The sequence below is a fragment of the Rhodococcus sp. KBS0724 genome, assembly GCF_005938745.2.
Classification (GTDB): domain Bacteria; phylum Actinomycetota; class Actinomycetes; order Mycobacteriales; family Mycobacteriaceae; genus Rhodococcus_F.
The window spans coordinates 3,883,935-3,897,909 of the sequence record NZ_VCBX02000001.1; the positions used below are offsets into that span (position 1 = coordinate 3,883,935).

Here is a 13,975-nt window from a genome sequence, read left to right on the forward strand (position 1 = left end):
AGACTGGAAAATTGAACACCGTACAAGTTGAACGGTGTTCACGTTAGAGACGAGGTGGAATACTGTCAAAGGCAAGCTCTGATGAGGCCGACAGTTACATCCACAGAAAACTAGGGGCAAACACGTGCAGTTGAGACGCGGAGACGTTCTGGACGGCGCTATGGCGATCCTTGACGAATTCGGCTTGGCCGACCTCACGATGCGCAGACTTGCCACGTCCCTCGGCGTTCAACCTGGCGCCCTGTACTGGCATTTCCCGAACAAGCAGACTTTGCTCGGCGCAGTGGTCGACAAAATCCTCGAGGGTGTCGACGCCCCGATCGATGCCGACAGCTGGGAAGAATCCTATTCCGAACTGGCACACAGACTTCGGGCCGCGCTGCTCGCACACCGCGATGGCGCGGAGTTGGTGAGTGCCACCTTCGCATCACGGATGACGACAAGTGCGGTGCGTGAGAACTTCGTGACGGCCGGTCTCACCTCAGGACTGTCGCGCGAACACGCCGAACTCGCAGCCTACGCAGTTCTGTACTACGTCCTCGGGCATACCGTCGACGAACAGTCTCGCGCCCAAATGGAAGAATTCGGCGCCCTGACCAGGGCGCCCATCTCCCCCGATGCCCCGGAGATCATCGGCGGCGGATCCGACGACGATCTCCTCGCGGGCGATCCCACCGTCCGTTTCCAGTTCGGCCTCGACCTGTTCATCGACGGAATACGCGCACGATTGGCGAACCCGCACGCTGCGCTACGCAATTCCTGACAGTCGCAACAGTGCGGTTACGCCCGCCGCTACGAGAACCACGGCAACCAGTGGCGCTTTGAACCACGCCGCAATAGCGCCGACGCTCACGCCGATGACGCGTGCGAGCCCACCAAAATCGTTGCCGTCGAATAGCGTCGACGTGAGCGCAACGGCAACCAGGAGACATACGACGGCGCGGTCGAGAGATGCGAGCGCAACCGCAGACAGCGCAACCCGAGCCCGTAGCAGGACTCCACTGACCCGTAACGCGTAAGTGCCACAGGCAAATACAACGATCGCAACACTCACGCCCAGCGTGCTCACCTAGCCTTCTCCCGAAACGGGAGGACAGCAACCATGCCCAGTAAGGCCACCAGTGGGGCTGTCCCCGGCGGCAAGAAGGTCGAAGTGCCCACCGCCACACCGGCGCCGACGCACGCTGCAATCAACGTGATCTTCTCCTTCAACGCCGGCAGCACCAAAGCGACGATCACGACCGGAAACGCCGCGTCCAGTCCGAGCGTCGCCGGATCCTGGATCACCGAGCCGAGGATTCCGCCCGCCAAGGCGCCGAGTGGCCAGCAGATCGCGATACCGATTCCGCACAGCCAGAAAGCGGCTCGCTTTCCCACGAGAGTTGACGGAGCAGTGGCAATCGCCACGGATTCGTCATTGACCAGATGCGCACCCAGCATTCGTCGCCAGCCCTGACCAAGGATTGAGCCGACCGATAATCCGTACGCAAAATTCCGTGAATTGATCAGCAACCCGGCAAGAATCGCCGTGAGAGGACTCCCACCGGCAGCGATAATCCCGATAAAGAGAAACTCCGACGACGCCCCGAGCACCAGGATCGCCAGCGCAAGTAGCTGCCAGAGCGAGAACCCGGCGGATCCAGCGCTCACGCCATAGGACACTCCCACTACTGCCACAGACGCGCAGATCAACACGGACACCCGGACGGTGTCCCGATCAAGTGTTCGCCATATAGAACGCATGTATTCTATGTTGAACGAATTGACACCGTTCGTCAAGGCGAACGAACGATCGGAGTATCGAACGATGGTGAATGGCGACAGCACACCACAGCAACTGGTTGCGAAAGCGCTCAAGCGGGAGCGCAACCGGGCGGGACTGAGCATCTCCGAAGTCGCACGACGAGCCGACATCGCCAAATCGACACTCTCCCAACTCGAATCCGGTCTGGGAAACCCCAGCCTGGAAACGTTGTGGGCTCTCGGAAACGCGCTGGGCGTTCCGTTCTCGCAACTCGTCGACGCCCCGTCACAACCCGTCCAGCTGATTCGCGCCGGTGACGGGCCGGCAATTGCGTCGGCAACCGCGTCGTACATTGCAACACTTCTGGCTCCCAGCCCTCCGAATGCCCGCCGCGACCTCTACCGGATAGTCGCCGAGCCGGGTGAACCGCGCATCTCCACGCCGCACGCACGCGGAACGACCGAACACGTTGTCATCGGACATGGTCGAGCCGAAGTCGGACCGACTGCTGACCCTGTCGAACTGGGCTCTGGTGACTACCTCTCGTACCCCGGCGACGAAGAACATATATTCCGCGCGCTCGAACCGGGCACAACCGCAATCCTGGTGTCCGAACATATCTGAGTGTCGTGCGATGACTTTTGCGGAAGTGGGAAGTCTATAAATCTAGGCAGTCCTTCTCGACTCGCCCGTACGGCTACCAGCAGGAGGAAGCATGTCCGGATCCAGCATCGGGAGCATTTTGCTCTCCAGTACCAACCCAGATCGCCTGCGCGACTTGGTACGCGCAAGCATTCGCACCGAAAGTCGACCGCACACCCGGAGAACCCGGCTACGACGTCCTCGACTTCAACGGCTTCTACATGATGATCGACAAACGCGACGACATCGGCGACACCAACACAGAACCCGGCCGGATGTTCCTCAATATCGAAACAGACGATGCACGCGCAATTGCGGAGCGGATCGATGCACTCGGAGGAGCCTGGTTCGCCCCGCTCGAAGACCGTGACGGAAGTTGGTTTGCCACCGCGATCGACCCCGATGGCAACTACATTCAGATCATCGAGTTCAGTGAGGTGGCCCGCGCGGAGATGGAGTCGACTATGAGCGAGGACAAGAAATGAGCGCACTAGGAAGCACCAAAGCAATCAGCGGATTTTCTGTCGACGACATCGAAGCAGCGAAAAAATTCTACGGTGAAACCCTTGGACTGAAGGTCACCGACGAGGAAATGGGAATTATCCGCCTACACCTGGCAGGTGGGACCGAAATACTCGTCTACCCCAAGCCGACTCATGAGCCTGCGTCGTACACGATCCTGAATTTCCTCGTGGACGATATCGACAGTGCGGTCGACGAACTGACCGGCCGCGGTGTGGAGTTCGTCAAATACGACGGATTCCCTCAGGAGGAGAACGGCATCATGCGAGGCAACGGACCCGACATCGCCTGGTTCACCGACCCGGCCGGCAACGTGATCTCCGTCCTGAAAGAATCCTGACGCGTCTTCACATCGAACAACTACCCGCTGAACAGTTGCGACTGGCGCTGTTCAGCGGTGTCGGCATTGGAACGTTCCGCCACCGAAGCGGTGCGTTCGGACGCCAATTCCTCTGCCGTTTTTTCGATCTCGGCCGACTCCGTCGCGCTGGAGTCGGAAAACAAATTCGATTCGTACATGTGCCACCCTTGTGATTTTCACCCGCCGCGATTTTCACCCTATTGCCGTAGTAAACAACACCTATCCGGAACGGATGACTCAGCGGTTCGTACACCAGTCTTGCACGCCATCCAACTACCGGAAAAAACGGTATCCACGGGTTGTCATCGAGCCCTCTCCGGAGGAGCGTGGAAAGTGATCGCACAGCGGGAGAAACAAACACGGATCGCGGCCCCACGATTCGCGAAATCCCATGTCGATCGGACTATGTCGATCGGATCATGTCGATCGGATCGGCAAAGGAAGCCAGGGAGGAATCATGTTGGGAATTGCACTCGGTCTCGGCGGAGCCGCGATCGGGATCGGGATCGCCGTACTCGGAGCGGGGATCGGAATCCTGCTCAGCGACGCAACGATCAAGACAGACAGACGTGATCTCACCACGTGACACCACGGTCGCCGACGCTCGCGCACGAACCCGTGCTCGGGCCAGCATCCGCCACCCCGTGCGATGGGTTGGCTCACACCTCGGGCACAGACGCGGCGTCACTGCCGCGGCACCCGAACCTACAAGCACACAAGAGGTACTGGACCGACTCTGCCGGCTTCAGATCAGCACCTGGACTTACGGTTTCGATCACGAATCCGTCCGTCACCTCGGGCCGATGGCGCAAGACTTCGCAGCGGCATTCGGACTGGGCGCGAATGACCGGCACATCGACGCCGTCGACGCCAACGGAGTGTGCATGGCAAGCATCCAAGCGCTGCAGAAACGCATAGCTGCGCTGGAAGCCGAACTAGCCCGCGCCACGGCCGGCGCCGCAGCGGTCTCAGCGCCGCCAACAGAGAAGAAGGGTTCGAATAACAATCAATAACGAAATCGCCGTCTCCTCCTGAGGAAATGCTATTCTCCATTTAGAGAGTTTCATACTCTTGATAGTGACCGCAGGCCGAGAGGGCGAACATGCTGTTGGAGACAACTCCCGACCAAGACTTCTTCCGCGACACCACAGCCCGATTCCTGAGCAGCCAGGTGCCAAGTTCAACTCTGCGACTCCTGCGCGACAACCCAGCGGGATACGACGCCGAGTACTGGCGTCGCGGCGCAGAACTCGGTTGGACCAGTCTGCTCGTGGACGAAGCACACGGCGGCGGAACGATCAGCGAACGCGGACTCGTCGACCTCACCCTTGTCGCGTATGAGTTCGGCCGCACCGCTGCACCTGGCCCACTCACCCCGACCAACGTCGTCGCCGCACTTCTGAGCAACTACTCCAGCGAGGGCACAGACCAAGTACTTGCTCAGCTCCTGTCCGGAACTTCCACCGCAGCATGGTGTTTCACGGAGCCGCAAGCGAACAGCCTCGTGAGCAGCCCACCACTGGAGATTCGCGTCGAGGGCAACGACGTAGTGGTATCCGGCGTCAAACGCCCGGTCGAAGCTGCCCAGACCGCAGATATCCTCCTGGTAACCGGCCAGAGCGGCGATTCCGGCGCGCAAGTCCTGATGCCCGTCAACACAGCGGGCGTGCACGTAAAACCTTTGCGATCAATCGATCTGACACGGCGCTACGCCGAGGTGACGTTCGACAACGTGCGGCTCCCCCGGAGTTCCATGATCGGCGACGCAGCGGATGCAGCACGTGACATCGAGCGTTCACGACAACTCGCGATCGTGCTCAGTTGCGCCGAGTCCGTCGGCGCCATGCACGCCGCCTTCGACCTCACCGTCGCGTGGGCCTTCGACCGATACTCGTTCGGACGCCCACTGGCCTCGTACCAAGAACTCAAACACCGCTTCGCCGATATGAAGACCTGGCTCGAAGCCAGCCACGGTCTTGCCGACGCCGCGGCCGCCGCAGTTGCGGCCGACAGCCCGGACTCCGCTGAACTCACCAGCGCCGCACACGCATACATCGGTGATCGGGGCGGCGAGCTACTTCAGGATTGTGTACAGATCCACGGCGGAATCGGTGTGACATTCGAACACGACCTGCACCTGTTCATGCGGCGAGCCGCGGCGAACCGGTCCAGCTACGGCACTCCCGCCGAGCACCGTCAATTGATCGCCGCCATCGCCATACGTCAGGAGAGCATCCGATGAGCACCCAGACTGTCGTGGACATGGAATCGGTAGAGCACTTCCGCACTCGTGCCCGCGACTGGATCCGCGACAATCTCGGCCCCACCGACCCGAAGGCGAACATCGGCGTCATGCGTGCCGAGGGACCCGACGAAGACGAACTCGCCTACGTCGCGGAGCAACGTGCACTTCAGCGACGACTGTTCGACGCAGGCCTTGCCGGGATCTGCTTTCCCCGGGAGTACGGCGGGCAGGGCCTCACTCGCGCTCACCAGCGGGCATTGAACGAGGAACTCGCCGGTTACGCATACGCCGAACGATTGCAATCTCCGACATTTGTGCCGTGCGCCGCAGTGCTTCTCGAATTCGGCACCGAAGAACAGAAGCAGCGCCACATCCCCGCCATCTTGAAGGGCGAGGAGATCTGGATGCAAATGCTCTCCGAGCCGAGTGGCGGCTCCGACGTTGCCGGTGCGGTCACTTCCGCTGTTCGAGACGGCGACGACTGGGTTCTGAACGGATCGAAGATCTGGACTACCGGTGCATGGTGGTCCGATTGGGCTCTGTGCCTGGCCAGAACAAACTGGGACGTACCCAAGCATCGCGGCCTGACCGTGTTCATGGTGCCGCTCGATTGCGTCGGCATGGAAGTGAACCGCATCGAGTTGCTCAGTGGCTCGCGCGAATTCTGTCAAGAGTTCATGACCGACGTCAGGGTTCCGGACAGTGACCGAATCGGCGAAATCAACGACGGCTGGACCGTCGGCACACGCTGGATGTTCCACGAACGAATGCTGTCGAATTCCCCGTACGCGACCATGGCCGCGGGCAGCACACAACGAGGAACCAAGATGCCGGAACTGCTTGCCGTCGCGCGCGATGCGGGACGATTGAACGACCCCGTCAGCCGTGATCTCATCGGTGAGGCACGGATGCTGGAGCTGGCCAACAACGCGTTACAGCATCGAGTTGTCCAGGGCATCACCACCGGCGTCATGTCAGATCAGGCCGCGAGTATCGCCCGATTAATGGCCGGTCTGATGTCTACCCGGTTGGTGACGATCATCTACGAGTTCACCGGACCTGCCGGGGCCGCATGGGACGACGACGACGGTACAGTCGGCGACTGCGCCACGGACTATCTCGGTCAACAGGTATGGTGCATCGCCGGCGGGACCACCGAAATGGCTCGCAACGCCATCAGCGAGCGAGTCCTCGGTATGCCGCGTGAACGCACGCACGAGCAGAACATCGCCTTCCGGGACATCCCGAAGAGCCGATCAACTTCTGGCAGTTAGAGACACGGTGCAGTTGCGGTCGAACTTCTTTGCCAGATACAGCGCTTCGTCGGCGCAATCGATCATGCCGGCCACGTCGGCGTCACCGTTTGGCGAACACGCCACACCGATACTGACAGTCGGACCGAGTTCTCCGAGCGTTGTCATCGATTGCTCCTGCTGCGCCTCGCGAATTATTTCTGCTGTTCGCGTTGCCTCGTCGAGATCCGTGTCGATCAACAGCACGACGAACTCCTCACCGCCCAGGCGTGCAAACAGTGCAGTGTGATCAAGATGGCGCCGCACTTGATCTGCAAAGGCAACAAGGACGGTGTCCCCGGTCCGATGGCCCAAAGTGTCGTTGACCTTCTTGAAGTGGTCAAGGTCCATCATCAGGACGCTCACCGGCAGGCCAGACTGGAGGGATTCGATGGCATCGGTACTTTTGCGCATGAATTCGTCGCGGCGAAGCGCTCCAGTCAGATCGTCGAGCATCACAGCTTCGGTCAGAGCATCGAGAGCGCGTCGACGTTCATAGATCACGCAGGCAACCGCGATCGGTGCGGTTGCCAACAGCGCCAAGCCGATCCGCACGGAAGCACTGACAGCGGACAACCCTTCGACAGCGGTTCCCAGATGCCCGTCGGCGGTCAAGACCAACGTACATACGGTCGAAATGGCTGTCATCAGTGACGTGACGAAGACATTGGTCAGTAGTGCCGCCGTGACAAGTGCAGGCATAGCAAACGCAATTGCCCCGGCACCACCAATGACCCATTCGAGCAGAATGCAGACTCCTAACAACACTGCCGGAATCACGGACAGGCCAAGGATCCTGGCCGAGGCCTCAGGGTCTCGGTCCTCCTGTCGAAGTGACGGGAAGGTCAGTACCAGCGGAACAATTGTCATGTAGTTGACGAGGTTGCCCGAGAACCAGAGAATCCAACCTGCCGACCACGTGCCGCCGAACAGGACCACGTTCGCGGCGCCGCCGACGCATCCTGTAATCGCCGCAGCAACCATGGTCATGGATACGAGGTAAACCACCGACCGGATACTCGAAAGCTGCCGGTCTTCCATTCCGACCCATCGAAAGGCGTAGAACCCTCCCACAACGCCGATCATGTTGCTGGCGCCGAGCCACAGAGCTGACTCGAACGAAGCGCCGGTGACAAGATCGGCGGCAAGATAACCGCCTACCGCACACACCCACATGGGAACAGTTGCCAAACGTGGGGCACGAACAAGCAGGCCGAGTAGCAACGCATTTGTCGGCCAGAACACGGCGAGGGTCCCGGGAAGCCTACTGAGAATCCCGACCAGGCACGCCACAAAAACAATGACACCGATCAGCAGGCTGTGTCGCAGCGCCGCAGTTGACGTCGACTTTTCTACCGCAAACAACTACACACCTGGTCTCCTTGGATCAGTCGTGACAGGCGATCGAACCTCCTACACAAAATCCCCGCCTAGAGAACAGGCGAATTGCGCTAATTATCCCTTTCGTAGCGATCTAATCAATGACATTCGTCGTTACATTGATTGCGCGATCCAGTAGCGACACCGTAGTCGGTCTGGTCCCGAGAGATGAACTGGTCGATCTGCGCATCAAGACCCTTCTTTGCCAGGCGCAAGAATTCCTCGGGAGTTACCCCGCCACTGCCGGCAGGCATCGATCCAAGCAACGGAACTCCGGTCACTGATTCCAGATCCTCTTGGTTGCATCGCTCGGCCAGGCCAGGTTCATCCGGCCACGACCCGATCACCAGTCCGGAGCACCGAACACCTCGGTGCTTCAGTGCTTCCACACTGAGCGCGCAGTGGTTGAGCGTTCCCAACCCAGCAGCAGCAACCAGAACGGCAGGAACCTCGAGTTTCGCTGCGACATCGCGCACGGTGAAATTGTCGACGCCGAGGCGAACCAGCACTCCGCCGGCACCTTCGATCAGTGTCAGGTCGTGAGTGGCATCCAATTCTCGGGCACGGGCCACCACAGCGTCCATGGTCAACATCGGAAGGCCGCTACGGCGCGCGGCGGTGTCGGGCGCCAAGGGATCGGGGTAGCGCGCCAATTCGGCCAACGTGACGCCGCCGCCAGTCAGACGATCGATGTCGGCCAGGTCGCCGGGTTCACCGAGTTCGACGCCGGTCTGCGCCGGCTTGAGGACGGCAACCGAGCGACCGGACTGCAGCGCCAGCGACGCCAATGCTGCCGTCACCACGGTCTTTCCGACGTCCGTTGACGTCCCCGTCACTACAAGAATGCTCATACTCGGGCCTCCGCCAGGACATGTCCGAGAATCTGGCCGATCCGGCCCATATCGGCCTGCGACAGGGACGCGCGAGCGGTGAGCCGCAGACGCGACGTTCCCTCGGGAACCGACGGCGGCCGGAAACAACCGACAGCCAACCCCTGCCGACGACACTCCGCGGCCGCGTCGTACGCCCGCTGCGGATCACCGAGAACAACTGATACGACTGCAGATTCGGGTGTTCCGACGCCGGTGATCGCGGCCAGTTCGGACGCACGATCCAATACGTCCATCGCGCGGGACGGCTCGCGGCGAAGAACCGTCAGCGCTGCCCTTGCCGCACCCACCGCTGCAGGCGCCAGCCCGGTGTCGAAGATGAAGGTTCGTGCAGAATCGATCAAATGTGCGCGGATCTTGCTGTGCCCCAAGACAACCCCACCCTGACTGGCGAGAGACTTGGACAACGTTGCTGTCACCACGACATCCGGCTGCCCCGCAAGGCCGACTTCGTGCACGAGTCCGCGCCCACCACTCCCCCGGACACCGATACCGTGGGCCTCGTCGACCAGTAGTAATGCGCTGTTGTCGCGGCAGACGCCGTGCAGCTCGCGAAGCGGTGCGAGATCGCCGTCTGCACTGAACACCGAATCCGTGACCACCAGGGCTCGCTCCTCGGTTCGTGACGCGAGCTGCTCCGCGACGAAGTCGACGTCCGAATGCGGAGCAACCACGACTCTCGCCCGCGAGAGGCGGCACGCGTCGACCAACGACGCATGGGAACCCGCGTCGGAAATGATCAACGATTCAGGTCCGGACAAGGCCGTCACCGCGCCGAGATTGGCGGTGTAGCCGGACGAGAAGACCAAGGCGGAATCCGACCCGACAAACTCTGCGAGTTCGAGCTCGAGTAATTCGTGATCGGTGGTTGTTCCCGTCACGAGTCGCGAACCCGTGGAACCCGCGCCCCACTTCTCCAACGCGGTCATGGCGCCGGCAATCACTTCGGGATGACGAACCAATCCGAGGTAGTCATTGGACGCGAGGTCGATCAGCGGCGAGTCGGCAGTTCGCGGGCGCACGTCGCGGCGCAATCCGGCGGCGCGGCGTTCCGTTTCGACGGCAGTGAGCCAGTTCAACGAGGTAGTCACATTTCCGACCATACTTGAACGCCGTTCAAGCATGTCGCTATGGTGCATGTGTGCACACACTCGGACTGGAATCAGACACCGTCTCCGCAATCGACGCCGCGCATCTCTGGCATCCGTACGGAGCCTTTCCGGCAACAACCGAACCACTGGTCGTCGACAGCGCACAGGGCGCCACCTTGACCTTGTCCGACGGCACCCAACTCGTCGACGGTATGAGTTCGTGGTGGGCCGCGATCCACGGCTACCGCAATCCTGTTCTCGATGCCGCCGCAGTAGCCCAACTCGGCAAGATGAGTCACGTCATGTTCGGCGGACTCACTCATGAACCTGCGGCAAAGCTCGCCAAACTCCTCGTAGATATAACCCCAGTGGGGCTCGACAAGGTTTTTCTCTCGGACTCCGGTTCCGTTGCCGTCGAGGTTGCCGTCAAGATGTGCCTGCAGTACTGGCGCAGTCTCGGAAAACCGTCGAAGAACCGCCTGATGACGTGGCGCGGCGGGTACCACGGCGACACGTTCACCCCGATGAGTGTCTGTGATCCCGACGGCGGCATGCACTCCCTGTGGACCGACGTACTCCGCGCTCAGGTGTTTGCGGACGCACCGCCAACCGAGTATCAAGCCGAGTACGTTCGGCACCTCGACGGACTGCTCGCGGCACATCACCACGAACTGGCGGCGGTCATCGTCGAGCCGGTCGTGCAGGGCGCCGGCGGTATGCGATTCCACGACCCCGCCTATCTTGTCGACCTTCGAGTGCTCTGCGACAAATACAACGTCCTTCTGGTCTTCGACGAAATCGCGACCGGATTCGGCCGAACCGGCAAACTGTTCGCCGCCGATCACGCCGACGTCAGCCCGGATGTCCTGTGCGTCGGTAAAGCACTGACCGGTGGATATGTGAGCTTGGCGGCCACTCTGTGCACCACCGACATAGCCGAGGCCATCACCGCCGGCGAGGGCGGCGGCCTGATGCACGGACCGACGTTCATGGGCAATCCACTGGCCTGCGCAATCGCCGTCGCGTCCACCGAACTACTGCTGGCGATGGACTGGCGACGCGACGTGCGGAGACTGACCGAGGGACTCGATCGAGGACTCGCCGACGCACGGTCGATCCGAGGCGTGAAAGACGCCCGAGTCCTCGGCGGCATCGGAGTCCTCGAACTCGACCACCCGGTCGACATGCGCAGCGCCACCGACGCTGCAGTCCGATCCGGTGTGTGGCTGCGCCCGTTCCGCAATCTCATTTACACGATGCCGCCCTATCTCTGCTCCACCGACGAAGTGGAACAGATCACGGCCGCAATGCTCGAAGTCGCCCGCAGCCAGGCCCGACGAGGTTGACGGCAAAGCGGTTCGACAGGAGGGTGTCCGACGTGGGCGATAGGGTTCGTTCATGGAGCAGTCGCCGACAGACAAACCTGCCAGCACACCGATCGCCGTGTGGCCGGGCAGCGCATACCCTCTTGGCGCGACGTACGACGGCGCAGGCACCAACTTCTCACTGTTCTCCGAAGTGGCCGACGCCGTCGAGCTATGCCTGATCGCCAAGGACGGAACCGAAACCCGAATCCGGATGGACGAGGTGGACGGATACGTCTGGCACGCCTATCTGCCCTCGGTATCTCCCGGCCAGCGCTACGGCTACCGGGTGCACGGTCCGTACGATCCATCGGCCGGATTGCGCTGTGATCCCAGCAAGTTGTTGCTCGACCCGTACGGCAAGGCCTTTGCCGGCGACTTCGACGGTGATCGTTCGCTGTTCTCTTACGACATCGAAGCGCCTGCCATCGAAGCGGCCGACATGGCTGAACCCAACACCGAAGACACGACTCCCGACATCAGCGAAGAATCCACTCCCGACACGACAGTGGTCGAAGAAGCCGAGGCCGAAGAAACAGCGATTTCGGAAACAGCGATCCTGGAGACAGCGATCCTGAAAACCGGGGCGGAGGAAACACCCGACGACGACACCGACGACACTGCAATCGAAGTCACTGCGATCGACGACGACGAGTTGGTCGACGAACCCGCGACACTGTCTTTCCCACAGCATGATTCACTCGGCCACACGATGTCCACGGTCGTGATAAATCCGTTCTTCGACTGGGCGTCGGATCGATCACCTGGGCGTCCGTACCACGAAACCGTGATCTACGAGGCACACGTCAAGGGCATGACAGCGGCACACCCCGGAATTCCGGAGGAGCTGCGCGGAACCTATGCCGGACTGGCGCATCCGGTCATCATCGACCACCTGACCAACCTCGGAGTCACGGCCATCGAACTGATGCCGGTACACCAATTCATGCACGATCAGGTTCTCCTCGACCAGGGACTGCGAAACTACTGGGGATACAACACCTTCGGATTCCTTGCCCCGCACACCGACTACTCGTCGGCCACCAAACCCGATGCTGCGGTGGCGGAGTTCAAGGCGATGGTGCGCAGTTTCCATCAGGCCGGCATCGAGGTAATCCTCGACGTCGTCTACAACCACACCGCAGAAGGTAACCATCTGGGGCCCACCATCTGTTTCCGCGGCATCGACAACGCTGCATACTATCGCCTGGTCGACGGCGACGGCGCTCACTACATGGACTACACCGGCACCGGTAACAGCCTCAATGCGCGCCATCCGCACACGTTGCAACTCATCATGGACTCGCTGCGTTACTGGGTCACCGAAATGCACGTCGACGGATTCCGCTTCGACCTCGCGTCCACACTGGCCCGCGAACTGCACGACGTCGACCGGCTGTCCGCATTCTTCGATCTGGTGCAACAAGATCCGGTTGTCAGTCAGGTCAAACTGATTGCCGAGCCGTGGGACATCGGGGAAGGCGGCTACCAGGTCGGAAACTTCCCCGGACTGTGGACCGAATGGAACGGCAAGTACCGCGACACGGTTCGTGACTACTGGCGCGGTGAGCCGGCGACACTCGGTGAATTCGCATCCAGGCTCACCGGATCGTCCGATCTCTACGAAGCGACCGGTCGACGCCCCGGCGCCAGCATCAATTTTGTCATCGCCCACGACGGTTTCACTCTTCACGACCTCGTCTCGTACAACGAGAAGCACAACGAAGCCAATGGCGAGGACAACAACGACGGTGAATCGCACAATCGATCCTGGAACTGCGGGGTCGAAGGCCCCACCGACGATCCTGAGATCCTCGAACTCCGGGCGCGCCAAAGTCGCAACATTCTTGCCACCTTGATGCTGAGCCAGGGCACCCCGATGCTCGCCCACGGCGACGAGATGGGCCGAACTCAGCTGGGCAACAACAACGTCTACTGTCAGGACTCCGAACTGTCCTGGATGGACTGGTCACTGGCGGAGACCAACGCCGACCTTGTCGAGTTCACCAAACGGGCTATCGCATTGCGCGCCAAGAACCCCGTGTTCCGGCGTCGACGATTCTTCGAGGGACGGCCCATCCGCAGTGGTGATCAGAGCCGCGACATCGCGTGGCTCACTCCCGCCGGCGAGGAAATGACACCGGCGGACTGGGACAGCGGCTTCGGAAAATCGTTGGCTGTGTTCCTCAACGGCGAAGCTATCCCCGAGCCCAACTATCGCGGCGAGCGTGTTGTCGGCGATTCGTTCCTGCTGTGTTTCAACGCCCACTACGAAGATATGGAATTCTCGACACCTAATTCCGACTACGCGGCGGAGTGGACGGTGGTGCTCGATACCTCGGTGCCCACCGGCGAAAGTGATGTCGTCATCAAAGCCGGAACAGTGCTCGACGTCCGGGCTCGTGCATTGATGGTCCTTCGCAGAACGGCCTGAGGAGAAGAAC

General features: G+C 61.0%; 15 protein-coding genes and 1 pseudogene. 10 read left to right on the forward strand and 6 right to left on the reverse strand.

The window, feature by feature from the left end:
- Window positions 1-124 precede the first annotated feature (124 nt).
- The gene (locus tag FFI94_RS17780) at window positions 125-763 is read left to right on the forward strand and encodes a TetR/AcrR family transcriptional regulator C-terminal domain-containing protein (protein ID WP_138869000.1); all 639 of its coding nucleotides are present in this window, start codon (window positions 125-127) and stop codon (window positions 761-763) included.
- Here the strand turns inward: FFI94_RS17780 and FFI94_RS17785 are convergent.
- Both FFI94_RS17785 and FFI94_RS17790 read right to left on the reverse strand, forming a co-directional pair.
- Window positions 749-1,069, reverse strand: coding sequence for an AzlD domain-containing protein (locus FFI94_RS17785; protein ID WP_138869001.1), 321 nt, complete (start codon window positions 1,067-1,069; stop codon window positions 749-751). The genes FFI94_RS17780 and FFI94_RS17785 overlap by 15 nt on opposite strands.
- Complete coding sequence (locus FFI94_RS17790; RefSeq protein WP_221937756.1) at window positions 1,066-1,743, reverse strand: AzlC family ABC transporter permease; 678 nt, start codon at window positions 1,741-1,743, stop codon at window positions 1,066-1,068. Before FFI94_RS17790 ends, FFI94_RS17785 begins: the two co-directional genes overlap by 4 nt.
- Before the next feature lie 64 nt (window positions 1,744-1,807).
- Between FFI94_RS17790 and FFI94_RS17795 the strand changes: the two genes are divergently transcribed.
- The 3 genes and pseudogenes from FFI94_RS17795 to FFI94_RS17805 all read left to right on the forward strand — a co-directional run bounded on the left by FFI94_RS17795 (window position 1,808) and on the right by FFI94_RS17805 (window position 3,248).
- A complete protein-coding gene (locus FFI94_RS17795; protein ID WP_138869002.1) occupies window positions 1,808-2,368 on the forward strand; it encodes a helix-turn-helix domain-containing protein in 561 nt (186 codons plus the stop codon).
- Between the two features lie 91 nt (window positions 2,369-2,459).
- A pseudogene (locus FFI94_RS17800) lies at window positions 2,460-2,871 on the forward strand (VOC family protein).
- Entirely contained in the window at window positions 2,868-3,248 is a 381-nt protein-coding gene (locus FFI94_RS17805) for a VOC family protein (RefSeq protein ID WP_138869003.1), read from the forward strand. Before FFI94_RS17800 ends, FFI94_RS17805 begins: the two are co-directional and overlap by 4 nt.
- Window positions 3,249-3,268: 20 nt before the next feature.
- Here the strand turns inward: FFI94_RS17805 and FFI94_RS33740 are convergent, their stop codons facing one another.
- Window positions 3,269-3,427, reverse strand: a complete 159-nt coding sequence (locus FFI94_RS33740; protein ID WP_165826276.1) for a hypothetical protein — start codon at window positions 3,425-3,427, stop codon at window positions 3,269-3,271.
- Between the two features lie 299 nt (window positions 3,428-3,726).
- Here FFI94_RS33740 and FFI94_RS34290 point away from each other — a divergent pair, with 299 nt between their 5' ends.
- The 4 genes from FFI94_RS34290 (at window position 3,727) to FFI94_RS17820 (ending at window position 6,788) form a co-directional block, all read left to right on the forward strand.
- A complete protein-coding gene (locus FFI94_RS34290; protein ID WP_260684183.1) occupies window positions 3,727-3,855 on the forward strand; it encodes a hypothetical protein in 129 nt (42 codons plus the stop codon).
- The gene (locus FFI94_RS17810) at window positions 3,839-4,282 is read left to right on the forward strand and encodes a tail fiber domain-containing protein (RefSeq protein ID WP_260684184.1); all 444 of its coding nucleotides are present in this window, start codon (window positions 3,839-3,841) and stop codon (window positions 4,280-4,282) included. Before FFI94_RS34290 ends, FFI94_RS17810 begins: the two co-directional genes overlap by 17 nt.
- 89 nt (window positions 4,283-4,371) lie before the next feature.
- Window positions 4,372-5,511 (forward strand): acyl-CoA dehydrogenase family protein, encoded by a 1,140-nt coding sequence (locus FFI94_RS17815; RefSeq protein ID WP_138869004.1) that lies wholly within the window; start codon window positions 4,372-4,374, stop codon window positions 5,509-5,511.
- Window positions 5,508-6,788 (forward strand): acyl-CoA dehydrogenase family protein, encoded by a 1,281-nt coding sequence (locus FFI94_RS17820; RefSeq protein WP_138869005.1) that lies wholly within the window; start codon window positions 5,508-5,510, stop codon window positions 6,786-6,788. The genes FFI94_RS17815 and FFI94_RS17820 overlap by 4 nt, the downstream gene beginning before the upstream one ends.
- Here FFI94_RS17820 and FFI94_RS17825 read toward each other — a convergent pair.
- The 3 genes from FFI94_RS17825 to FFI94_RS17835 all read right to left on the reverse strand — a co-directional run bounded on the left by FFI94_RS17825 (window position 6,771) and on the right by FFI94_RS17835 (window position 10,179).
- A complete protein-coding gene (locus tag FFI94_RS17825; RefSeq protein WP_138869006.1) occupies window positions 6,771-8,171 on the reverse strand; it encodes a diguanylate cyclase in 1,401 nt (466 codons plus the stop codon). The genes FFI94_RS17820 and FFI94_RS17825 overlap by 18 nt on opposite strands.
- 113 nt (window positions 8,172-8,284) lie before the next feature.
- Window positions 8,285-9,037: a dethiobiotin synthase gene (gene bioD, locus FFI94_RS17830; protein ID WP_138869007.1), complete on the reverse strand. Its 753-nt coding sequence runs from the start codon at window positions 9,035-9,037 to the stop codon at window positions 8,285-8,287.
- On the reverse strand, window positions 9,034-10,179 hold the full coding sequence (locus FFI94_RS17835) for an 8-amino-7-oxononanoate synthase (protein WP_138873258.1): 1,146 nt from the start codon (window positions 10,177-10,179) through the stop codon (window positions 9,034-9,036). The genes bioD and FFI94_RS17835 overlap by 4 nt, the downstream gene beginning before the upstream one ends.
- Window positions 10,180-10,217: 38 nt before the next feature.
- On the opposite strand from FFI94_RS17835, the gene FFI94_RS17840 reads away from it, so the two are divergent.
- Together FFI94_RS17840 and glgX are read left to right on the forward strand one after the other, a co-directional pair.
- Window positions 10,218-11,513 (forward strand): adenosylmethionine--8-amino-7-oxononanoate transaminase, encoded by a 1,296-nt coding sequence (locus FFI94_RS17840; RefSeq protein ID WP_138869008.1) that lies wholly within the window; start codon window positions 10,218-10,220, stop codon window positions 11,511-11,513.
- Window positions 11,514-11,565: 52 nt separating this feature from the next.
- Complete coding sequence (gene glgX, locus FFI94_RS17845; protein WP_138869009.1) at window positions 11,566-13,965, forward strand: glycogen debranching protein GlgX; 2,400 nt, start codon at window positions 11,566-11,568, stop codon at window positions 13,963-13,965.
- The last annotated feature ends 10 nt before the right edge of the window (window positions 13,966-13,975 follow it).